The following is a 21,290-nucleotide window of genomic DNA, read 5'->3' as shown; positions in this document are numbered from 1 at the left end:
CTCCGATATCCACTGTAGGTTATAAACTTTTACGCTGATTAGAAGGTGGAATAAGCATAGCCTCTCGGTACTTCGCAATGGTTCTGCGGGCTACGTTGATCCCTTGTTCTGCCAGAAGTTGTGCCATCTTACTATCGCTTAATGGTTTTTTCTGGTTTTCCGCTGCAACCAGTTTCTTGATAAAGGCTCTGATTGCTGTGGATGAGCACTCACCACCATCGTCAGTACCGACGTGGCTAGAGAAGAAGTATTTTAGTTCAAAAAGTCCCTTAGGGGTATGCATGTATTTTTGAGTTGTGACCCGTGAGATGGTGGACTCATGCATTTCTACCGCTTCGGCAATATCGTTAAGCACCATAGGCTTCATGGCTTCTTCACCGTACTCAAAGAAACCTTGCTGATATTGCACTATGCAATTAGCAACTTTAAGCAAAGTATCGTTACGGCTTTCTAGGCTCTTAATAAACCATTTAGCCTCTTGCAGATGGCCGCGAATAAATTGGCTATCGGCTTGGTTTTTGGTACTGCGTGCCATAGAAGCATAATGTTGATTTACATTGATTTTGGGCATGCAGTCAGGATTAAGCTCAACGACCCAGCGGCCATTTTTCTTCGACACAGACACATCTGGGATAACGTATTCGTCATTATTGGGCGTGATCAACAAACCTGGGCGAGGATTGAGGGTTTGGATAAGTGCTATACCATCCCTTAATTCATCTTCTTTTAATTTAGTCTTACGCATCAATAATCTAAAATCACGGGCGGCGATCAGATCTAAATGATCTTTGATCAGCATGCGGGCGTTTTCTAGGTTGGGAGTATCAGCGGCGAAATGCGACAGTTGGATCAGCAGGCATTCACTTAAATCGCGTGCGGCAACGCCTATGGGATCAAAATGCTGAATGCGCTTGAGTACGGCTTCGACTTCGTCAAGCTCAACTTCAGGATTGCCCATGGCTTCGAGAATTTCTTCAGTGCTTTGGGTGAGATAGCCCTGATCGTCGATGGCATCAATAATGGCGGTGGCAATGGCTAAATCGGTTTCAGAAAACGGCGTGAGGTTTTTTTGCCATTCTAAGTGTTCGTACAAACCTTCACTGGTCTCGCCTTGGAAGGGCATATCGTCTTCACGACTGCCGCCGGGGCCTGAGTTTGGGGAGGCGGTAAACACTTCATCCCATGTGGTGTCCATGGGGAGCTCATCGGGCATGGATTCTTTGGTTAGCGACTCTGCCGTGTCTATGGTGGAGCTGTCTTTTTCTGGTGGCAGAGTGCTAGATTCACTGAAATCCGTATCGGATAGCGTTTGGTTTACAGGGGGTTTAGTGGCGTCGAATTGATCCTCTTCCAGCTCGAGAAGGGGATTAGAATCTAATGCTTGCTGGATCTCTTGCTGCAGTTCTAATGACGACAGTTGCAACAGACGTATGGCCTGTTGTAATTGTGGCGTCATGGTTAACTGTTGACCCAGTTTGAGCTGGAGTGACGCTTTCATGTTACCGCTGATCCCTACGTTATTATTGTTGGAGGAGGTCGCTTATTATCATTTTGAGTGAAGCCTAATGGCGGTATAAATTGTCTCCATAGGCTTCGCTCGATTAACTATAGCCTGAATTGTTCACCTAAGTACACAGCCCTAACTTGCTGATTGTCTAAGATCTCTGCTGGAGTTCCTTCGGCAATCAGGTTTCCGTGACTCACAATATAAGCATGTTCACATACATCTAATGTCTCGCGGACATTATGGTCTGTGATCAGTACGCCAAGGCCGCGACTTTTGAGTTGTTCGATAATCTTCTTGATGTCGATAACCGAAATAGGATCGACGCCGGCAAACGGTTCATCGAGCAAAATGAACTTAGGATTAGCGGCTAAAGCCCGCGCAATTTCGACGCGACGACGTTCGCCACCCGACAATGACATGCCTTGGCTGTCACGGATGTGGGTGATATGAAACTCTTCGAGCAGATGTTCTAGTTCTTCTTCTCGTTCTTCGTTTTTAAGTTCTTTACGAGTTTGCAGTACGGCCATGATGTTGTCATGAACAGTTAGCTTACGAAAGATACTGGCTTCCTGCGGTAAGTAACCTATGCCTTTGCGGGCACGCAGATGCATAGGATCTGCGGTTAAATCATCATCGTCGATAAAGATATGCCCCTTATCGCTCTTCACTAGCCCGACAACCATGTAAAAGGTCGTGGTTTTACCGGCACCGTTTGGACCGAGTAGGCCAACGACTTGACCGGTTTTTACCGTCAGACTGACGTCTTTAACCACTTGGCGACTCTTGTAACTTTTTGCCAGATTTTGTGCTCTTAAGGTGATTTGGGTCATTTAGAGTCCTGCTTTTTTACAGGTTTATCCGCCGGAGCGTCTGATTTAGCATCATCTTGATAGTTTTCAGGCTGAATAATAGTGATCACGCGATCGTCACCACTGCCAGTACTCTCGGCCATCAATTTCTGTTGAATCATGTTATAGCGGATTAAATTGCCTGTAACTTGGCTACCTGCTTGATCTAATGACGCCATACCTTTCAGTGTTAAGGTGCGGCTTGCCATATCGTAACGAATTTCTTTCGCGCTTGCCGATGCTGGGCGACCATCGTCTAATATTTGGCTATACGTAGCAGGGTTGCCTGTGGCGACCAAAGTTTTGCTATTTTCACCTTCAGCGGAAAATGCACGCAGTTCATTTGCTTGGATTTTTATTGAGCCTTGGGTAACTTCAACTGGACCAAAGAAGATGATCTGGTTGTTTTTGATATCCGCAGTTTGGCTCACAGCTTTAATTTTGACTTCTTGCTTTAAGTCGCCCACTTTCGCGAAAGCACTCATGCTCATAATTAGCATTAGGCTGGCAAGTAATACGTTATTTTGCTTCATATGTTCCTACTACCTGACTGGTCAATTGCACTTCTTGCGCGTTGAGGTCGGCATAAAGGCCTTGGCCTTGAATATTAAAATCTTTCCCTGTGACGTAAATGGTACGGTCAGAGGTCATTATCATAGTGTTGAGATCGAGTTCCAGATAACTGGTGGACAAGGTCTGAATCGGTTCTTCTGGGCTAATGGCATCGATAATAACATTATTTTCTAATACAACCTTGCCAGTTTCCTTGTTTAGCTTGCCCTGATCAGCCCTGAGCTGCCATTGTGCTTTACCTTGGTCTGGATAAACAAGATAAACAGGTTGAGTAAAGAAAGTTTGATTCGTTGAATCATAATGTTCCATGTGTTTCGCCGTCACACGGCTATTCACTAGTCCTTGCTCATTGAACTCAACACTGCGCAGATCTTCAACGATGAAATCTGGGGTATTTTGATCTTTAACTCTGTTATCGGAATCACCGCTGTGTTTGTTCTGGACCTGCCAGTAAAGCGCTAGTGCGGTTCCAAAAAAAGCGATAATCGCGAGTGTCACACGACTCATATACTCATTCCATGGGCCGAAGTGAATTTATTTTGACTTAGGAGTAACAGATCTGTGAGTTCACGCAGTGCACCGTGGCCACCATTGAGCGTAGTCACAAAATGGGCGTGTTGGCGTACATAGGGGTGGCCGTCAGCAACACTGACCGCTAAACCGACGACATTCATCACGGGGAGATCGACAATATCATCACCGATATAAGCCACTTCTTCTGGGGTGACACCATAAAGTGCGAGCAATGCTTCATAGGGCTCGAACTTATTGTCTACGCCTTGGTAAATATGGGTAACACCAAGGGCTGTCATACGGTTTTCAACGATTTTGGATTGACGTCCTGTGATCACGGCGAGGTTGAAACCGCTGGTGAGGAGTGAGCGCACGCCATAACCGTCACGGGTATGGAAGGCTTTGAGCTCTTCGCCGCTATTGCTCAAGTAAATACGGCCGTCGGAAAACACCCCATCGACGTCACAGATTAACAGTTTAATCTTTTGCGCGCGTTGCCACACATCATCACTGATTGGGCCGTAAAATCCTTGCTGTGGCATTAAATGACTCCTGCTTTAACCATGTCTAGCATGTTAAGAGCGCCGATAGGATGGCGATCTTTATCAATAACAATTAATCCGTTGATGTTTTTTGAGTCCATCACTTGCAGCGCTTGGGCGGCCAATACATTATCCGTGATCGTGACGCAGTTACGGGTCATCACATCGGCAATGGGCGTCGTGCGTAAATTCACTTCGGCATCGATAACGCGGCGTAAATCACCATCGGTGAAGATACCAACCAGCTTGCGCTGATCATCGATAATCGCCGTCATGCCTAAGCCTTTCTTGGAGATTTCGTACAGGGCTTCTGTGATGCAAATATCGTGGTTGACGAGCGGTAAGTCATCACCGCTGTGCATCACATCACAGACTTTTAACAGCAACTTACGTCCTAATGCACCGCCGGGATGGGACATAGCAAAATCATCACGGGTAAAGCCTTTCGCTTGCAGCAGCGCAATGGCGATGGCATCGCCCATCACTAAGGTTGCTGTGGTACTTGAGGTGGGTGCTAGTCCAAGTGGGCAAGCCTCTTCTGGGACTTCAATACATAAATGCACTTTAGATAATCGCGCCATATTCGATTCGGGTTTACCCGTTACCGCGATAACGGGCACGCCCATACGTTGGATGACCGGCATTAAGGTGAGGATTTCGCTCGACTCACCAGAATTTGAAATCGCTAAAATCACATCGTTATCGGCCAATACACCCAGATCGCCGTGGCTGGCTTCACCCGGATGCACAAAAAATGCGGGCGTTCCTGTGCTGGCGAGGGTGGCAGAAATCTTATTGCCGATATGGCCCGATTTGCCCATTCCCATGACAATCACTTTGCCTGTGCAGTTGAGGATCAACTCGCAAGCTTCTGCAAATTCAGCCGAATCAACATATTGATAAAGATTGTCTAGGGCTGACTTTTCAATGTCGATAACTTTACAACCCCATTGGCGCAGTTGTGATTTGTCTACCATGTCTATCTCTCTTTTTGCATTGTCTTTGTCGCCCCATTGATGGGATTGGAATAGCACAATTTGGTACGCGATAAAGATGATATGTAATAGGCTTTCTGCCAAGTATTAGTTTGTTTTCAGACAATTTAGCTTATGTCTTGCTGTGGTTAATTACCGAAAACAGCAAAACAATTGCGGCAGGCTAGAGCGATTGATCCGACTCGTCAAGTTCAGCTGCGTTAGCTATTCACGCACAATAACGTGTTTAGCGGCAGAAGGTCTTGAGCAATATCATCGTCTTTGTCGTTTATTTCAATGGATTTATCCCATATCGCAGCGGGTATTACCCTATGGGATGCCTCTATTGCGCAATTGCGTATCGACTCTCCCCGATAAAAGTGGGCGAAGAGTGAGCTAAGTGCGAACGAATTAGCCAATACTGCCAATTCTGCAACTAGGTTGAAAACATTAAGTAACATTTTACCTGTGCAGAGTGAAAACTTAGGGCGCATTTTCGCTGTAAATGAGGCAAATTGAAAGTATCGCAGGGCGATAGTGTCGATTCGGTTGTAGGTTAAAGCGCAATTACGTACAATTTGCGGCTCTTCGATTGGTCAGTCTCGGAAGACTAGGATCACCTCATTTGCAAATGTCGGAATCAAGCATGACTCAAGAACAAACGCCGTTGGTTGAGATCCGTAATTTGGGGTTTAGCCGCGGTCAGCGTGTGATATATGAAGATATTAGCCTGTCCATTCCAAGGGGCAAGGTGACGGCGATCATGGGGCCGAGCGGCATAGGCAAAACGACCCTGTTGAAATTGATTGGCGGCCAATTAACGCCTGACCATGGACAAGTGTTATTCGACGGTCACGATATCCATGGCGTGAGTCGTAATGAATTATTTAGTCTGCGTAAGCGGATGAGCATGCTGTTTCAAAGTGGCGCGCTGTTTACCGACATTAATGTGTTCGATAACGTGGCGTTTGCACTGCGTGAACATTCTGGACTACCTGAAGACATTATTCGCACTATCGTGCTGATGAAGCTTGAAGCCGTAGGTTTACGTGGTGCAGCTCAGATGATGCCAAGCGAGTTGTCCGGTGGTATGCAACGCCGCGCCGCATTGGCTAGAGCCATAGCGCTTGAACCTGAAATGGTGATGTACGATGAGCCTTTTGCAGGGCAAGACCCAATATCGATGGGCGTGTTAGTAAAGCTTATTCGTGAGTTATCCGATGCGCTGAATCTGACTTCCATTGTAGTGTCCCACGATGTGGATGAAGTGCTTGGCATTGCCGATTATGTATATGTGGTGGCTGACAAAAAAGTCATCGCCCACGGTACCCCTGAAGAATTAAAGTACGCTGATAATCCGCAGCTGAAACAGTTTATTCAAGGTGCTCCGGACGGCCCTGTGCCGTTCCATTATCCGGCAAATGATTACCAGCAAGAATTAATGGCAAAAGGAGTTGGCAAGTGAAGTTAATCGACAGTATTGCCGACTTAGGCCGCAGCGCGATTGAGCTAGTGCTCGGTTTTGGCCGTGCAGGCCTTATGCTGTGGGGGGCGATTTTTCGCTGGCCACGCGTGCGTAAAGGTTTTCCATTATTAGTGCGCCAGATTTATGTGGTCGGTGTGCAATCCATGGTGATTATTTTAGTCTCAGGACTCTTTATCGGCATGGTGCTCGCACTGCAAGGCTATAACATCTTAGTTGGTTTTGGCACCGAAGAAAGCTTAGGTCCTATGGTGGCGCTCAGTTTACTGCGTGAGTTGGGGCCAGTTGTTACCGCGTTATTGTTTGCGGGACGGGCGGGTTCAGCATTAACCGCTGAAATTGGTTTAATGAAAAGTACTGAGCAGCTTTCCAGTTTAGAAATGATGGCGATTGACCCATTAAGGCAGATTATTGCACCGCGCTTTTGGGCTGGAGTGATCAGTATGCCATTGCTGGCGTTGATGTTTACCGCTGTAGGTATTTATGGCGGGCACCTTGTTGGCGTGGAATGGAAAGGGATCGACAGTGGTGCGTTTTGGTCGATTCTGCAGGCGTCTGTCGAATGGCGTCAGGACATAGTTAACTGCTTGATCAAAAGTGGTGTGTTTGCCGTAGTGGTCACTTGGATTGCGTTATATCGCGGTTATCAAGTGATCCCAAATCCGGAAGGCATCAGCCGTGCAACGACCCAGACTGTCGTTCAGTCGAGCCTCGCTGTATTGGCATTGGATTTTTTACTGACAGCCCTGATGTTTGGCCGCTAACGGAACACTGCGGATTTCGACACAGGTTAGATGGATTAACAGAGTGGTAGCTGAACATGTTGACACGAAAAATTGAATTATTAGTGGGTGTGTTTCTTTTAACAGGATTGGCCGCTTTTTTGGTCTTAGTCTTTAACGTCGCCAATATTGAAGTGAAAAGCAGCGATAGCACTTATACCATACAAGCCAATTTTACCAACATTGGTGGTTTGAAGGTGCGTTCGCCAGTCAAGGTTGGCGGTGTTGTCGTTGGCCGAGTGAGCAGCATAGATTTAGACCCAGTTAAGTTAGTGGCTGTGGTCACATTAGTGATGGACAAGCGTTACGATAAATTCCCTGAAACCAGTAGTTTAGCCATTTTGACTTCGGGTTTGTTGGGCGAACAATTCTTAGGGTTAACACCGGGTTTTGTCGACGATGATGTCAGTATGCTGAAAGATGGCGATAAGATTGACGACACTCGCTCGGCATTAGTGTTGGAGGAGCTGATTGGTCAGTTCTTATATAGTATGGGTTCGAAGGATAAATAGGGGTTACCGCTATGTTTAAAAACTTATCTCGTTTTTTATTGCCGTTAGTGATGGTTTTAGGGGCAACGAGCGCAGTCGCCGCTGATGTGGTTGTCGATACGACAGATCCGTATGCCATGGTGAAAGCCGTTGCCAATAAAACCTTCGATCGTTTTCACAAAGATAAAGCATTAATCGACGCAAATTCAGACCATTTAAAGGTGATTGTTCGTGAAGAACTCATGCCTTATGTCGATTATAAATACGCTTCTTATAAGGTATTAGGCCAATATCTTAAGGATTCAACCGAAGAGCAACGCAATCGTTTCGTCAATGCTTTTGAAGGTTATTTAATCTCTACTTATGCTCAAGCCTTTACTGAATATACTAATCAAAAAGTGGAATTCTCACCTGGGATTGATTTTAGCAAAGAGAAAATGGTCGATGTAAACGTGCAAATCATCGAAGCCGGTCGCCCACCGATTAAACTGTTGTTTAAGGCGCGCCGTTTAAAGGATGACTCATGGAAGGCATTTGATTTAGTTGCCGAAGGTGTGAGCTTACTGTCTTCTAAGCAGTCGGAAATCTCTAATCTAATTCGCCAACAGGGTATCGATCCCGTGATTAAGATGCTCGAAGATCGCACAAAAGAGAAAGTGGTCATGAAGGCAAAATCAGGGAAGTCACAGTCGTGATTGAATTTGTGCAACAGGGGACAGTTTGTCATCTCAAAGGGCGCATAACCCAAGCCGATGTCATTACACTTTGGCCACAGCGGCAACAACTGCTGAATGAGTCAACCCAGATATTGTCTCTGTCTGGGCTCGAATACAGTGATAGCGCTGGCATGGCATTTTTGCTGGCGTTAGTGCGTGAACATCGCAGCCAACTTGTATTGAGTTCTGCTTCACCACAACTTAAAAAACTAATTGATTTATATGATTTAGATGCCTTCTTTACCGAAGAAGCGCATTGAGAATAGGGTAATAGATTTCATGGAATGCAGCTTAATCGAACAGATTTTACGTGATGCGTTAGGGCTTGAAGAAGTTCACGCTAGCTCGGATGGTAGCCATTATAAAGTGATCGCCGTAGGTGAATGCTTCGATGGTATGAGCCGAGTCAAACAGCAACAAGCCATTTATGCACCGTTGACGGCACACATTGCCAGCGGTGAATTACATGCATTAACGATCAAAACTTTCACGCCGACTCAATGGAAACGCGAAAAAGTTTTCAACATGCCTAGCTAGTGAGGAAAAGTGGATAAACTAACAATTCAGGCAAGCCCCCCGCTTGCCGGTGATGTGATTATTTCGGGTGCTAAAAATGCAGCTTTGCCTATTCTGATGGCGGGTGTATTGGCTGAAACCGATTTTGTGGTTTCTAACGTGCCCAATCTGCGTGATGTGAGTACGAGCTGTAAATTATTACGCTGTCTCGGCGCTGAAGTGACTGAACTCGGTGACGGACAGATCCGCATTTCTACCACTAATCTGAATGAGTTTTGCGCTCCCTATGATCTAGTGAAAACCATGCGTGCTTCTATCTTGATCTTAGGGCCGTTATTGGCTCGCTATGGTACGGCTGATGTGTCATTGCCTGGCGGCTGTGCCATTGGCGCAAGACCAGTGAACTTGCACTTACATGGCCTTGAAATGATGGGCGCCAAGATTGAAGTGAAAGAAGGTTATATCAAGGCCCGTGTTGATGGTCGTCTTAAAGGCGCACATATCTTTATGGACATGGTGAGTGTTGGTGCGACTGAAAACTTACTGATGGCCGCAGCATTAGCCGATGGCGAAACCGTGATTGAAAACGCGGCCCGTGAACCTGAAGTGATCGATCTCGCTAATTGCTTAATTGCCATGGGTGCAAAAATCACTGGTGTAGGCAGTGCGACATTGCGTATTCAAGGGGTTGAGCGTTTACAGGGCTGTAATTACCGAGTTATGCCAGATCGTATCGAAACCGGTTCCTTCCTCGTTGCTGCCGCGGTAACTCGTGGCCGTATTCGTTGCTTAAAAGCAGATCCTGCATCACTTGAGTCGGTTATCGCAAAACTTGAAGATGCAGGCGCGACGATTACTACGGGCGAAGATTGGATTGAGCTCGATATGCAGGGTAAACGTCCGAAGGCAGTGAATATCAAGACGGCACCTTATCCTGGTTTCCCAACCGATATGCAGGCGCAGTTTTGTGTACTCAATGCCTTAGCGCAAGGCACGGCAACCATAACTGAGACTATCTTCGAAAATCGTTTTATGCATGTGCCTGAACTTATCCGTATGGGCGCTACCATGGAGCTTGAAGGCAACACCTGTATTATCCAAGGGATTGAATCTTTAAGTGGTGCTCAGGTAATGGCGACGGATTTACGTGCGTCAGCGAGTCTAGTGATTGCGGGCTTAGTGGCCGATGGTAAGACGATTGTCGATCGTATCTATCACTTAGATCGTGGCTATGAGCATATTGAGAATAAGTTTCAAGGTTTAGGCGCACAGGTTGTGCGTATTCAGTGATCTGTTACTGATTTAAGCTAATTTTGAATCATTAAAAAAACCAGCTAAAAGCTGGTTTTTTGTTTTCTGCAGTTGAGCTTGTAATACTGAGTGACGCTCTAGTTATCGATCACAACCTTCTCATCGATAATCACAGGTAACTCTTGTTGTTTACCTTGGCGTATCACAGTCATCATCACTTTCTTACCCGGTGTAGTTTCAGCTATACGGTCCATTAGCATTTCAACGCCTGGCACATCTTCACCATCGTATTTAATAATCACATCCCTTGGCATTAGCTGGGCACGGGCCGCTGGGCCATTTGGATCGACACCCATAATGACCACACCTTTTAAATCGGGCAGATTGAGAATTTGTGCAATGACAGGGTTGATAGGTTCACCTGAAATACCCAAAGCACCACGGATCACGCGGCCGTTTTTAATCAACTTACCCATAATGCTGTGGGCTAATTTAATCGGGATAGCGAAGTTAATCCCATGGCCGCCACCTTCTTCACCCACTTGGAATGCTGCGGTATTAATACCGATAAGGCTGCCGTTAGTGTCAATGAGTGCGCCACCCGAGTTACCCGCATTAATCGCTGCATCGGTTTGTAGGAAGTCTAAGTAACCTGAACTTAAGCCGTTACGCCCCGTGGCACTGATGATGCCTTGGGTAATGGTCTGGCCTAAATTGTAGGGATTACCAATAGCGAGTACGACATCACCGACTTGAGGCGGACTGTCGAGATTAACGGGGACAATTGGTAAGTTATCGCCTTCAATTTTGAGTACCGATAAATCGGTTTCAGGATCGAAACCAACCACTTCAGAGGTAAATTTGCGTCCATCTTGCAGGGCGACAACAATCTCATCGGCTTTCTTAATGACATGATAATTAGTGAGAATATAACCTTCTTTACTCATTATCACCCCAGAACCTAGACCTTGAAGTGAGCCTGAATTAAGTGGCCGATTCTGATCTATGCTGAGGCTATAAATATTGACAACGGCAGGAGCTGCACGGCGCACCGCCTTGGCAAAGGATAGCTCGACTGTGTTGTTGGCACGGGTTTGTAGCAGACTACTACCGAGGGATTGGTTATCGAAATAACGTGTCACCAATAAAAACATGGCCGCCATGATAAGGCCGAAAAGGGTGGCTTTACCGAGATATAACAGAGTGTCTTTTATAGTCATGGCAGGATGGATCTAGAAAAAGGTGAGTTAGATTAACATGTTTAATCGATGTAAGCATAGGGAACCTAAGCTCCCTATGCTTATCTGTGGCAGAAAAAATGGCCTATTTTGTCGATTAACGTAGGACTAAATACAACATGCTCTTATCACGCATTATCTTCAGTGCAACGGCACCTTCTTGATCTTTAAGTTGTGCTTTAAGTGTCTTAAGATCTTTAATCGCAGTACGGTTAATACCGACAATCACATCTCCTTTTTGTAAGCCACTCATGGCCGCGGGTGAGCCTTGTGCGACATCGGTAATTTCAATGCCCTTAGATGAGTTTTCTAAGGACGCACCTTGCAGCATAGGATGCACGGCACCAGCCGCTGTTTCACTGGTTTGGCTCGCTTCACCTAAGGTCACTTTAACTGTTTTCTTATCACCGTCACGGATGAGTCCTAACTCAACGTTAGCACCTGCACCCATAGTGGCGACTTTAGCCCGCAGTTCTTGGAATGACTTAATACCACGGCCATCAACGCTGATGATGATATCACCTGCTTTTATACCGGCCTTCTCTGCGGCACTGCCCTTGGCTACTTCATTCACGAAGCCACCGTGTTGAGTGTCTAAACCGAAACCTTGGGCGAGTTGGCTATCGAGATCACGTCCCGAAATACCTAATACACCGCGGCGTACTTCTCCGTGTTCGGCAATTTGTGCCACGAGGTTTTTCACCATATTAGCAGGGATGGCAAAGCCAATACCGACGTTACCGCCGCCCGGTGCTACGATTGCGGTGTTAATCCCAATTAACTCGCCGTTAAGATTGACGAGTGCGCCGCCCGAGTTACCACTGTTAATCGCGGCATCGGTTTGAATAAAGTTTTCCAGCATTTCAATGCCTAAGCCGCTACGGCCTAAAGCACTAACAATGCCCGAGGTGACGGTTTGACCTAAACCGAAGGGGTTACCAATGGCAACGGCAAAGTCACCTACGCGTAAATCATCGGAATCAGAGGATTTGATTGCGATGAGATTTTTCGCTTCAATTTGCAATAATGCGATATCTGACTCTGAGTCAGTACCAATCAGTTTTGCTTTTACTTCACGGCCATCGTGAAGACCAACTTGAATATCATCAGCACCGTCAATCACATGGTTGTTCGTGACGATATAGCCTTTTTCTGCATCAATAATGACGCCTGAGCCTAAGCCTCTAAAAGGACGTTCTTGCACTTGCTCTTGTGGTGCATTAGGGCCGAAAAAGTAACGGAAAACATCAGGTACTCTTTGCTTAGAAACATGAGTCCCCGTTACCGCTACTGATACGACTGCGGGCGTCGTACGCTCAAGCATAGGCGCAAGACTTGGAATGGATTGTCCCTCAACCGTCTGTGGAATGGCGGCCTGTGAGACGACAGGCATTATAGTCAGGGTCGCGGCTAACATTGCGGCTGAAAGTACAGATAATTTTGTTTTCATCTATTCATAACTCCAAATAAGGGTTGAAAGATCTGGATGTAATGCATCAGCAATCGTGCGAGTGCCAGATCAAATCTGTATCGGTACCGGCTATTTGCCTAGGTAATCACTCTGACTCGCACCTTATTGAAAAAGTTCATTATATTAATAAATGTTAATTTTTTTAGCCTATTTTTCGGCTGTTTCATACTTGTTGCTGAACAGAAATCTGTGGGCGAGATTAGGATTTTTCAAGCCCTAATATCAGCGGATTTTGCCGATTAAAATGACCTACAGCATAGATGCTTATTAGACGTTTGTATGCAGTTTAGCGTTAAGGTAAAAGTCGTATTCTGCATTAATATATCCTGCGTCATATTGGCCGTGCTAATATCGTCACAGTTTTAATAAAGGACATAAGAGAATTTAAACGTGCCTCAGTTAAGCCCTTGGCAGCATTATCAAAAAGATCTTACTCGTGATGGTTTTTCCCATGATCCGGCCCAAGAAATTGCCGTTAAGGCGTTACAACGTGTCTATGAAGACTTAACTACGGCAGAAGAGCCGAGTTCTATTGTTGGGAAATTGTTTAGCGCATTAGGCTTAAAATCGGCACCAGCATCACCTAAAGGCCTGTATCTTTGGGGCGGAGTTGGGCGCGGTAAAACTTACCTGATGGATACTTTTTTTGATGCCTTGCCTGGTGAACAAAAATTGCGGGCTCACTTCCATCGCTTTATGCATCAATTGCATTTAGATTTGGATGAGTTAAAAGGCGTTCGCGATCCTTTGTTGGTGATTGCGAAAAAGATGGCTGCGAAATATCGCGTTATCTGTTTCGATGAATTCTTTGTCTCTGATATTACCGATGCCATGCTATTAGGTACGCTGTTTCAAGCGTTATTTAAAGAAGGCGTTGTGCTGGTTGCAACTTCGAATATTATCCCCGATGACTTATATAAAAATGGCTTACAGCGCGCACGTTTCTTACCTGCGATAGCCTTAATTAATCAACATTGTGAAGTACTCAATGTGGATTCTGGCATTGACTATCGATTGCGTACCCTTGAGCAAGCAGAGATTTATCATCATCCGTTAGATGCACAAGCTGATGCCAATCTGATACGTTATTTTAGTCAGTTAGCGCCTGAGTCTGAGGTGCTTACTGGTGACATCGAAATAGAAGGCCGCAGTATTAGTATTCGACAGCAGGCGCAGGGCGTATTGTTGGCCGATTTTAGAGCGCTCTGTGATGGTCCGCGAAGCCAGCGTGACTACATGGAACTTGCGCGGATTTATCATACTGTTCTCGTGAGTGGCATAGAACAAATGGGCGCCTTTTTGACTGGCGATGACATCGCTAGACGTTTTTTAGCTATGGTCGACGAATTTTACGAGCGCAATGTAAAGCTGATTGTATCGGCTCAAGTGCCACTCGAAGATATTTATGCCGATGGTTTGCTTAACTTCGAATTTAGGCGTTGCCGTTCACGCTTAATTGAGATGCAATCCCACGATTATTTAAAAACCGAACACCTGCCGTAACCCAGTAGCGTAAGAGTTTTGCATTAGCTGCGGCCTTAAATCACCAGAGGCTTGTTAATCCTTAGGATGACAAGTCCGATTGGTCGATATTTTATAATTTTTATCAAAATATCAGGTGATTTTTAACTCAGCTTTGTCTATACTCCGCCACCTGCCCACGTTACTCCGCCAATTGGGCGGAAGTTGTAAGCCGAAGTCGGTGCTCGAAGGGGTACTAAAAGGCAATTTTGTGTTGTTTGCAAATGCAGACAACATGTGAGACAGAAAATTAACTTTGGGTTTTTGTAATAATGAAGACTTTTACTGCTACACCAGAAACTGTAACTCGTGACTGGTTCGTCGTCGACGCAGACGGCAAAACTTTAGGTCGTATCGCTACTGAAATCGCTGTCCGTTTACGCGGTAAGCATAAGCCAGAATACACTCCACACGTTGATACCGGTGATTACATCATCGTTGTTAATGCTGAAAAAGTGACTGTTACTGGTAACAAAGCGAAAGGCAAAACGTACTACTCGCATTCAGGCTTCCCTGGTGGCATTAAGCAAATCAGCTTTGAAAAGCTGCAAGCGCAAAAGCCAGAAATGATCATCGAGAAAGCAGTTAAGGGTATGTTACCAAAAGGTCCTCTGGGCCGTGCCATGTTCCGTAAACTGAAAGTTTACGCTGGCGCAGAACATAACCACACTGCACAACAACCTCAAGTTCTTGATATCTAAACGGGATTAAGCAAATGGCTGCAACTCAGTACTACGGCACTGGCCGTCGCAAAACCTCTACAGCTCGCGTTTTCGCTAAAGCAGGTAGTGGCAACATCGTTGTAAATCAACGTCCTTTGGATCAGTATTTTGGTCGTGAAACTGCTCGTATGGTTGTTCGTCAACCTTTAGAGTTAGTTGAAATGACTGACAAGCTGGACATCTATGTAACTGTTAAAGGCGGTGGTATCACTGGCCAAGCAGGCGCAATCCGTCACGGTATTACCCGTGCTCTGATGCAATTAGATGAAGCACTGCGTCCATCTCTACGTTCTGCTGGTTTCGTTACCCGTGACGCTCGTAAAGTTGAGCGTAAGAAAGTGGGTCTACGTAAAGCACGTCGTAAGCCACAATTCTCTAAGCGTTAATTCGTTTTTGGAATATCAAAAAACCCAGCCTATGCTGGGTTTTTTATTGGCTAAAAATTGACGGTATAAGAAAACTCTTTGGTTGGAGTATGCTGATATACAATAAATTTATATTAAGCGAGTGAGTTTGAGGTAAGCATGACTTTTCAAATTTTTATGCTAGCAGTGGCACTTGTGTTGGTTTTGGAAGGCCTTGGGCCATTATTATTCCCAAATAAATGGCGTCGTTATTTAAATGAACTCTCCCATCAAAATCAGCAAGTTATCCAGCGACTTGGTGGGGCATTAGTCACTGCTGGAGTCGTGATTTGGGTTATTTTTGCGTAAAAAATAGCCTGCTTGCCCTTATTAACTAAGATCTGTTAAAATTCTTTTTTAACCGCAACCTTGCAGCAAATAATGGGCAAAAACGTAGTTGTTCTCGGCACCCAATGGGGTGACGAAGGAAAAGGTAAGATTGTCGACCTTCTAACAGAACAGGCAAAATATGTAGTGCGCTATCAAGGCGGCCACAATGCTGGTCATACCTTGGTTATCGACGGTGAAAAAACCGTTCTTCATCTGATCCCATCGGGTATCTTGCGCGATAATGTGAAATGCATTATTGGCAACGGTGTGGTGCTTGCACCTGACGCCCTGATGAAAGAGATCAACATGCTGAAAAATCGTGGAGTTCCTGTTGAGGAACGTCTGTTGATCTCTGAAGCGTGTCCGCTGATCCTTCCCTTCCATTGTGCCCTTGATATTGCCCGTGAAAAAGCGCGCGGTAATAAAGCTATTGGTACGACTGGCCGTGGTATTGGACCTGCGTATGAAGACAAGATCTCTCGTCGCGGTCTGCGAGTAGGCGACCTGTTCAATGCTGAACTGTTTGCTGAAAAGCTGAAAGAAGTTATGAAATACCATAACTTTATGCTGACAGAGTACTATCAAGTCGAAGCGGTTGATTACGAGCAAACGCTAGCAGATGCTTTGGCTATGGCCGATTATCTGAAGAGCATGTGTGTTGATGTGACTGAACTCTTGGATACTGCGCGTAAAGCCGGTGAGCCAATTCTGTTCGAAGGCGCTCAAGGTACATTACTCGACATTGACCACGGAACATACCCATTTGTAACCTCTTCAAATACCACAGCCGGTGGTGTTGCGACGGGTTCAGGTTTTGGTCCGCGTCACTTAGACTATGTCTTAGGTATCATGAAGGCTTACACCACTCGCGTAGGTGCAGGTCCATTCCCAACTGAACTATTATGTGAAGTCGGCGATCATTTAGGTACTAAAGGTCATGAGTTTGGTGCAACAACGGGTCGTAAGCGTCGTCCAGGTTGGTTGGATGCTGTGGCAATGCGCCGCGCAGTTCAAATCAACAGTGTTAGCGGCTTCTGCTTGACTAAGTTAGATGTACTTGATGGTCTGAAAGAAGTGAAGATTTGTGTCGGTTATCAGAATCCTGATGGCACTATCTCTAAAGTCACTCCGCTGGCCGCTGAAGGTTATGAACTGGTTACGCCGGTTTATGAAACTATGCCGGGTTGGAGCGAGTCGACTTTTGGCGCGACATCAATTGAGCAACTGCCTCAAGCAGCGATCAATTATATCAAGCGTCTTGAAGAGTTATTAGAAACACCAATCGACATTATCTCTACGGGTCCTGATCGTAACGAAACCATGATTTTGGTTAATCCGTTCAATTAAGATCTGTTAAGGCCGTGTTTCACGGCCTTTTTCTCTGCTTCTTTATGCCTTTCTCTGTTTCATTCTGCGGTTAGAAATTCAGCTCAAGCTCAAGAAATAGGTTATACTGCCGATGCAAGTATTCATCCTACTGTCATTGAGAGTCGTTATGCTACGTACAGCACTCGTTGCGCTACTGCCTTTAGTATCTTCAATGTGCTTTGCTGAAACGCAGGCGGTAGATATTTATAGTCAAGATCAATTGCTTGATTTGATCCGTAGCAATCAATACTTAGCGAAAGTGAAACGTGATGATTGCCAGTTAGTCCAAGACATTGAGGCGCGAGCCCAAGTCTTAAAACAGCCTTTATATCAATTTCTTTGGGGCGAAATGCTCAATCATGGAACGTGTGTGAAGGCTAACCCTGTGAAGGGTATTGCTTTGTTACGTGACTCGGCCGAACAAGGTAGCTCAGAAGCGATGTTAAAGCTTGCCGAGTATTATCAGAGTGGGAAATTTGTCATCCGCAATAAAGACAGAGCAGTGCATTATTTACTGCCTGCGGCTGCAAGTGGCAGTTTATCCGCTCGTATGATGTTAGTTCGTTTATTTGGTGAAGGTTATGGTAGTCCTAGGGATTACGAGATGGCCTATCACTGGTTATATAACGATGTATTTGCGGACGAGGCGACTAAGAATAAAGCCTTGTCTTTACTGCAGGTGTTAGCAGCTAAAATGCCCCCCAGTGCAGTGGCGCGGGCCCAGCAAGAACAGTTGCGAACCCGTTAAATGGTCTCTTAATCTAGAGACACATTATTTGGATATTGAATGATCAAAGACCCTCATTTTGAGCGTGAACAGGATAAGTACGAAAACCCTATCCCAAGCCGTGAGTATATTATCGATTACTTACGTTCTCAGAAATCACCTATCACTCGTGACAGTATTGCCGCGGCGTTAAACATCCAAGAGGAAGAACAACTTGAGGCCTTGCGCCGTCGCCTTCGTGCGATGGAACGCGATGGCGAACTGGTGTTCACCCGTGGGCAGAGCTATGGCTTGCCCGAGAAAATGGATCTTATCCCCGGCACTGTACTCGGACACAGAGAAGGCTTCGGCTTTTTCAAACCCGATGAAGGCGGTGATGACTTATTTATTTCGAACCGCGACATGCTGATGTATTTCCACGGTGATAAAGTGCTGGCACAAAAAGCGGGCACAGATCGTCGTGGCCGTCGCGAAGCGCGTTTGGTTCGTCTGATCCAGCCGCGAAGTGCCGCGATTGTTGGCCGTTATCATGTCGATAGCGGTATGGCATTTGTCATTGCCGATGATAAGCGTATTACCCAAGAAATTTTAGTCGCGAATGAAGATCGCAACGGCGCCCGTCAAGGTGATGTGGTTGTGGTTGAATTAACGCGTCGCCCAGGCCGTTTTGTTAAGGCTGCGGGTAAAGTGACTGAAGTGCTCGGTAAGCAAATGGCGCCGGGGATGGAAATCGAAATTGCCCTGCGTAATTATGATTTACCCCATACTTGGTCACCTGTGATTGAGAAGAAACTGCGCCGTATTCCCGATGAAGTAACCGACGCCGATAAAGTCGGTCGTGTGGATTTACGTCATCTGCCATTAGTGACTATCGACGGTGAAGACGCCCGCGATTTTGACGATGCCGTGTACGCGGAGAAAAAAGCCGGTGGCGGCTGGCGTTTATGGGTTGCGATTGCGGACGTTAGTTATTATGTCCGCACTGATTCTGCCTTAGATACCGAAGCACGTGCCCGTGGTAACTCTGTGTATTTCCCATCGCAAGTGATCCCTATGCTGCCGGAGAAAATCTCCAATGGCCTATGTTCGCTTAATCCTCACGTCGACCGTTTATGTATGGTCGCCGAGATGACCGTATCTGCTAAAGGTAAGTTGTCGGGTTATAAGTTTTATCCGGCTGTAATGTATTCCCATGCCCGTTTCACTTATACCCAAGTGGCAGCAATGTTAGAAGGCGGCCCAATTGCGCCTGAGCATGAAGTCTTGTTCCCGCATTTGCAGTGTTTACAGTCATTGTATTTAGCACTAGATGAGCAAAGAGCCGAGCGTGGTGCGATTGCGTTTGAAACCATGGAAACGCAGTTCATTTTCAATGAGCAGCGCAAGATTGATAAAATCGTGCCGCGTGGCCGTAATCAAGCCCATAAAATCATTGAAGAATGCATGATTTTAGCCAACGTATCTGCGGCTAAATTTGTGAAGAAACACAAAGGCGACGTGCTGTACCGAGTGCATGAAGCGCCATCTGAGCAAAAGTTGGCGAACTTTAAAGAGTTCCTTGCTGAGCGTGGTTTGACTATGCCTGGCGGACTTGAGCCAACGCCGTCAGATTACCAGAACGTGATGCTGCAAATTGCCGACCGCCCTGATGCTGAACTTATCCAAGTGATGTTACTGCGCTCTATGCGTCAGGCAATTTACACTCCGGATAACGAAGGTCACTTCGGTTTAGCCTTAGAAGAATATGCGCATTTTACCTCGCCCATTCGCCGTTATCCGGATTTAGTGTTACATCGTGTGATCCGTTATTTACTGGCGAAGGAAAGAGGTGAAGCTACTGAGAAGTGGACGCAGGATGGTGGTTATCACTATCAGCTCGATGAGCTCGACCAATTGGGCGAAGAGTGTTCGACCACAGAACGTCGTGCCGATGAAGCGACTCGCGATGTTAGCGATTGGCTGAAATGTGAGTTTATGCAAGATCACGTCGGCGATACCTTTGAAGCTGTAATTGCCTCAGTGACCAGTTTTGGTTTGTTTGTGCGCTTAAATGAACTGTTTATCGATGGCTTAGTGCATATCTCAAGTCTTGGTAGCGATTACTACCAATTCGACCCTATGCGTCAACGTCTTATCGGTGAGCACACAGGTCAAGTTTATCAAGTTGGCGATCCTGTGACGGTTAAGGTCGCTGCAGTTAACCTAGATGACAGACAGATTGATTTGGTTATGCTGGGTGATGACGGCAAAGGTGGTAAGCGTAAAGCATCTGCCAGCCGTGATAAGCCGATGACAGCCCGTGAGCGCGTTAATCGTGAAGGCGCTAAGCAAGGTAAAGCAGGCAAAACCGCGGCATCTAGCGCCAAGGCTGAAACAGGTAAAACCAAACCTAAGGCCAAAGCTGGCACTAAAGCTAAAAAAGCAGCAGTAAAAGATCCGGCTAAAAAGCCAAAAGCCGCTAAGCGGAGCACGAGAAAGAAATAAATGAAAAAACAAGATATTATTTTTGGGATCCACGCAGTTGAAGCCCTGTTAAAACACAGCCCTGAGCGCATTATTGAGTTGTGGCTGTTACAAGGTCGTGACGATGAGCGCTTAACTGTGCTGGCCGATCAGGCCAAAGCCTTTGGCACGACGATTCAAGTCGCTTCTCGTAAAGCCTTAGATGACAAAGCGGAAAGCAGCCAACATCAAGGCATAGTCGCGCGTGTTAAAGCGGCGAAAGTATTGAATGAGCAAGATTTAGATGTGCTGCTTGCTAACACTGAGCAAGCATTCCTGTTGATCTTGGATGGTGTGACGGATCCCCATAACTTAGGCGCTTGCCTACGTAATGCTGATGCGGCTGGCGTACAAGGTATTATCGTGCCTAAAGACAATTCAGTTGGCTTAACGGCGACTGTGAGTAAAGTGGCATGTGGCGCTGCGGAAACAGTGCCTTTATTCCAAGTGACTAATCTTGCGCGCACTATGCGTCACCTGCAGGATAAAGGTGTGTGGATTGTGGGCACTGCGGGCGAGGCAGATTGCGAGCTTTATCAAGCCGATCTCAAGGGATCATTGGCGATTGCCATGGGTGCGGAAGATAAAGGTTTACGCCGCTTAAGCCGTGAGTCTTGCGATTCACTGATCTCTATCCCTATGGCCGGTAGTGTTTCTAGCTTGAACGTATCGGTTGCAACGGGTATTTGCTTGTTTGAAGCAGTGCGTCAGCGTCGTAGCTAATATGCTTACGTTTGCCTGATCTCACATATGCAGTATCAGGCTTGAAGTAACAACCTGCAGTAACAACTGGTCGTAATAAAAAGGCGGA

Annotated in this window: 23 protein-coding genes; 15 read left to right on the top strand and 8 right to left on the bottom strand. The window is 46.1% G+C overall.

Translation table 11 applies throughout. The features are described from left to right. Window positions 1–19: 19 nt before the first annotated feature. The 6 genes from L5M29_RS17700 to L5M29_RS17675 form a co-directional block, all read right to left on the bottom strand. Window positions 20–1,498 (bottom strand): RNA polymerase factor sigma-54, encoded by a 1,479-nt coding sequence (locus L5M29_RS17700; protein ID WP_263169171.1) that lies wholly within the window; start codon window positions 1,496–1,498, stop codon window positions 20–22. A 107-nt stretch (window positions 1,499–1,605) separates the two neighbouring features. Continuing rightward, window positions 1,606–2,337: an LPS export ABC transporter ATP-binding protein gene (lptB, locus tag L5M29_RS17695; protein WP_105251392.1), complete on the bottom strand. Its 732-nt coding sequence runs from the start codon at window positions 2,335–2,337 to the stop codon at window positions 1,606–1,608. Further along, complete coding sequence (gene lptA, locus L5M29_RS17690) at window positions 2,334–2,888, bottom strand: lipopolysaccharide transport periplasmic protein LptA (RefSeq protein WP_105251393.1); 555 nt, start codon at window positions 2,886–2,888, stop codon at window positions 2,334–2,336. Before lptA ends, lptB begins: the two co-directional genes overlap by 4 nt. Next, a complete protein-coding gene (gene lptC, locus L5M29_RS17685; protein WP_105251394.1) occupies window positions 2,875–3,435 on the bottom strand; it encodes an LPS export ABC transporter periplasmic protein LptC in 561 nt (186 codons plus the stop codon). Before lptC ends, lptA begins: the two co-directional genes overlap by 14 nt. Further along, window positions 3,432–3,983, bottom strand: a complete 552-nt coding sequence (kdsC, locus tag L5M29_RS17680) for a 3-deoxy-manno-octulosonate-8-phosphatase KdsC (RefSeq protein ID WP_028759542.1) — start codon at window positions 3,981–3,983, stop codon at window positions 3,432–3,434. Before kdsC ends, lptC begins: the two co-directional genes overlap by 4 nt. Next, window positions 3,983–4,960 (bottom strand): KpsF/GutQ family sugar-phosphate isomerase, encoded by a 978-nt coding sequence (locus L5M29_RS17675; protein WP_168825500.1) that lies wholly within the window; start codon window positions 4,958–4,960, stop codon window positions 3,983–3,985. The genes kdsC and L5M29_RS17675 overlap by 1 nt, the downstream gene beginning before the upstream one ends. A 643-nt stretch (window positions 4,961–5,603) precedes the next feature. Between L5M29_RS17675 and mlaF the strand changes: the two genes are divergently transcribed. The 7 genes from mlaF to murA are packed head-to-tail and all read left to right on the top strand — an operon-like array spanning window position 5,604 to window position 10,235. Beyond that, window positions 5,604–6,422: a phospholipid ABC transporter ATP-binding protein MlaF gene (mlaF, locus tag L5M29_RS17670; RefSeq protein ID WP_063882287.1), complete on the top strand. Its 819-nt coding sequence runs from the start codon at window positions 5,604–5,606 to the stop codon at window positions 6,420–6,422. After that, window positions 6,419–7,204 (top strand): lipid asymmetry maintenance ABC transporter permease subunit MlaE, encoded by a 786-nt coding sequence (mlaE, locus tag L5M29_RS17665; protein ID WP_105251396.1) that lies wholly within the window; start codon window positions 6,419–6,421, stop codon window positions 7,202–7,204. Before mlaF ends, mlaE begins: the two co-directional genes overlap by 4 nt. Window positions 7,205–7,260: 56 nt before the next feature. After that, window positions 7,261–7,734: an outer membrane lipid asymmetry maintenance protein MlaD gene (gene mlaD / locus L5M29_RS17660; RefSeq protein WP_028759401.1), complete on the top strand. Its 474-nt coding sequence runs from the start codon at window positions 7,261–7,263 to the stop codon at window positions 7,732–7,734. Between the two features lie 11 nt (window positions 7,735–7,745). Next, the gene (locus tag L5M29_RS17655) at window positions 7,746–8,408 is read left to right on the top strand and encodes a phospholipid-binding protein MlaC (protein WP_105251397.1); all 663 of its coding nucleotides are present in this window, start codon (window positions 7,746–7,748) and stop codon (window positions 8,406–8,408) included. After that, window positions 8,405–8,689 (top strand): lipid asymmetry maintenance protein MlaB, encoded by a 285-nt coding sequence (locus L5M29_RS17650; RefSeq protein ID WP_105251398.1) that lies wholly within the window; start codon window positions 8,405–8,407, stop codon window positions 8,687–8,689. Before L5M29_RS17655 ends, L5M29_RS17650 begins: the two co-directional genes overlap by 4 nt. 19 nt (window positions 8,690–8,708) lie before the next feature. Then, window positions 8,709–8,966 carry a BolA family protein gene (locus tag L5M29_RS17645; protein WP_006086065.1) on the top strand — a complete coding sequence of 86 codons (258 nt, stop codon included), beginning with the start codon at window positions 8,709–8,711 and terminating at the stop codon, window positions 8,964–8,966. Between the two features lie 9 nt (window positions 8,967–8,975). After that, window positions 8,976–10,235 (top strand): UDP-N-acetylglucosamine 1-carboxyvinyltransferase, encoded by a 1,260-nt coding sequence (gene murA / locus L5M29_RS17640; RefSeq protein WP_105251399.1) that lies wholly within the window; start codon window positions 8,976–8,978, stop codon window positions 10,233–10,235. A gap of 98 nt (window positions 10,236–10,333) precedes the next feature. Here murA and degS read toward each other — a convergent pair whose 3' ends face one another. Both degS and degQ read right to left on the bottom strand, forming a co-directional pair. Then, window positions 10,334–11,416, bottom strand: coding sequence for an outer membrane-stress sensor serine endopeptidase DegS (gene degS, locus L5M29_RS17635; RefSeq protein WP_212600141.1), 1,083 nt, complete (start codon window positions 11,414–11,416; stop codon window positions 10,334–10,336). Window positions 11,417–11,531: 115 nt separating this feature from the next. Then, on the bottom strand, window positions 11,532–12,884 hold the full coding sequence (gene degQ, locus L5M29_RS17630) for a Do family serine endopeptidase DegQ (RefSeq protein ID WP_131524126.1): 1,353 nt from the start codon (window positions 12,882–12,884) through the stop codon (window positions 11,532–11,534). A gap of 411 nt (window positions 12,885–13,295) precedes the next feature. On the opposite strand from degQ, the gene zapE reads away from it, so the two are divergent. The 8 genes from zapE to rlmB all read left to right on the top strand — a co-directional run bounded on the left by zapE (window position 13,296) and on the right by rlmB (window position 21,202). Beyond that, window positions 13,296–14,408, top strand: a complete 1,113-nt coding sequence (gene zapE / locus L5M29_RS17625) for a cell division protein ZapE (RefSeq protein ID WP_168825494.1) — start codon at window positions 13,296–13,298, stop codon at window positions 14,406–14,408. A 290-nt stretch (window positions 14,409–14,698) separates the two neighbouring features. Further along, the gene (gene rplM / locus L5M29_RS17620) at window positions 14,699–15,127 is read left to right on the top strand and encodes a 50S ribosomal protein L13 (RefSeq protein WP_105251403.1); all 429 of its coding nucleotides are present in this window, start codon (window positions 14,699–14,701) and stop codon (window positions 15,125–15,127) included. A 14-nt stretch (window positions 15,128–15,141) separates the two neighbouring features. Further along, complete coding sequence (rpsI, locus tag L5M29_RS17615) at window positions 15,142–15,534, top strand: 30S ribosomal protein S9 (RefSeq protein WP_006083052.1); 393 nt, start codon at window positions 15,142–15,144, stop codon at window positions 15,532–15,534. A gap of 138 nt (window positions 15,535–15,672) precedes the next feature. Then, on the top strand, window positions 15,673–15,861 hold the full coding sequence (locus L5M29_RS17610; protein WP_105251404.1) for a DUF2065 domain-containing protein: 189 nt from the start codon (window positions 15,673–15,675) through the stop codon (window positions 15,859–15,861). A 72-nt stretch (window positions 15,862–15,933) separates the two neighbouring features. Further along, entirely contained in the window at window positions 15,934–17,229 is a 1,296-nt protein-coding gene (locus L5M29_RS17605; protein ID WP_263169168.1) for an adenylosuccinate synthase, read from the top strand. Window positions 17,230–17,341: 112 nt separating this feature from the next. Further along, entirely contained in the window at window positions 17,342–17,998 is a 657-nt protein-coding gene (motX, locus tag L5M29_RS17600; RefSeq protein ID WP_113939975.1) for a flagellar protein MotX, read from the top strand. A 39-nt stretch (window positions 17,999–18,037) separates the two neighbouring features. After that, the gene (rnr, locus tag L5M29_RS17595) at window positions 18,038–20,461 is read left to right on the top strand and encodes a ribonuclease R (protein WP_263169165.1); all 2,424 of its coding nucleotides are present in this window, start codon (window positions 18,038–18,040) and stop codon (window positions 20,459–20,461) included. Further along, window positions 20,462–21,202: a 23S rRNA (guanosine(2251)-2'-O)-methyltransferase RlmB gene (gene rlmB / locus L5M29_RS17590; protein ID WP_028759536.1), complete on the top strand. Its 741-nt coding sequence runs from the start codon at window positions 20,462–20,464 to the stop codon at window positions 21,200–21,202. Window positions 21,203–21,290: the final 88 nt, after the last annotated feature.

Source organism: Shewanella sp. SM95, from assembly GCF_025653595.1.
Classification (GTDB): Bacteria; Pseudomonadota; Gammaproteobacteria; order Enterobacterales; family Shewanellaceae; genus Shewanella; species Shewanella oncorhynchi.
This window is presented reverse-complemented; position numbering and strand designations above follow the sequence as displayed.

Bases quoted from the DNA above. Each gene is read 5' to 3' on its own strand.
- mlaF (WP_063882287.1), top strand. From the start codon at position 5,604: ATGACTCAAGAACAAACGCCGTTGGTTGAGATCCGTAATTTGGGGTTT.
- L5M29_RS17605 (WP_263169168.1), top strand. From the start codon at position 15,934: ATGGGCAAAAACGTAGTTGTTCTCGGCACCCAATGGGGTGACGAAGGA.
- lptC (WP_105251394.1), bottom strand. From the start codon at position 3,435: ATGAGTCGTGTGACACTCGCGATTATCGCTTTTTTTGGAACCGCACTA.
- degQ (WP_131524126.1), bottom strand. From the start codon at position 12,884: ATGAAAACAAAATTATCTGTACTTTCAGCCGCAATGTTAGCCGCGACC.
- degS (WP_212600141.1), bottom strand. From the start codon at position 11,416: ATGACTATAAAAGACACTCTGTTATATCTCGGTAAAGCCACCCTTTTC.
- lptA (WP_105251393.1), bottom strand. From the start codon at position 2,888: ATGAAGCAAAATAACGTATTACTTGCCAGCCTAATGCTAATTATGAGC.
- rnr (WP_263169165.1), top strand. From the start codon at position 18,038: ATGATCAAAGACCCTCATTTTGAGCGTGAACAGGATAAGTACGAAAAC.
- L5M29_RS17655 (WP_105251397.1), top strand. From the start codon at position 7,746: ATGTTTAAAAACTTATCTCGTTTTTTATTGCCGTTAGTGATGGTTTTA.
- kdsC (WP_028759542.1), bottom strand. From the start codon at position 3,983: ATGCCACAGCAAGGATTTTACGGCCCAATCAGTGATGATGTGTGGCAA.
- rlmB (WP_028759536.1), top strand. From the start codon at position 20,462: ATGAAAAAACAAGATATTATTTTTGGGATCCACGCAGTTGAAGCCCTG.
- L5M29_RS17645 (WP_006086065.1), top strand. From the start codon at position 8,709: ATGGAATGCAGCTTAATCGAACAGATTTTACGTGATGCGTTAGGGCTT.
- rplM (WP_105251403.1), top strand. From the start codon at position 14,699: ATGAAGACTTTTACTGCTACACCAGAAACTGTAACTCGTGACTGGTTC.
- mlaD (WP_028759401.1), top strand. From the start codon at position 7,261: ATGTTGACACGAAAAATTGAATTATTAGTGGGTGTGTTTCTTTTAACA.
- motX (WP_113939975.1), top strand. From the start codon at position 17,342: ATGCAAGTATTCATCCTACTGTCATTGAGAGTCGTTATGCTACGTACA.
- L5M29_RS17700 (WP_263169171.1), bottom strand. From the start codon at position 1,498: ATGAAAGCGTCACTCCAGCTCAAACTGGGTCAACAGTTAACCATGACG.
- L5M29_RS17610 (WP_105251404.1), top strand. From the start codon at position 15,673: ATGACTTTTCAAATTTTTATGCTAGCAGTGGCACTTGTGTTGGTTTTG.
- lptB (WP_105251392.1), bottom strand. From the start codon at position 2,337: ATGACCCAAATCACCTTAAGAGCACAAAATCTGGCAAAAAGTTACAAG.
- L5M29_RS17675 (WP_168825500.1), bottom strand. From the start codon at position 4,960: ATGGTAGACAAATCACAACTGCGCCAATGGGGTTGTAAAGTTATCGAC.
- rpsI (WP_006083052.1), top strand. From the start codon at position 15,142: ATGGCTGCAACTCAGTACTACGGCACTGGCCGTCGCAAAACCTCTACA.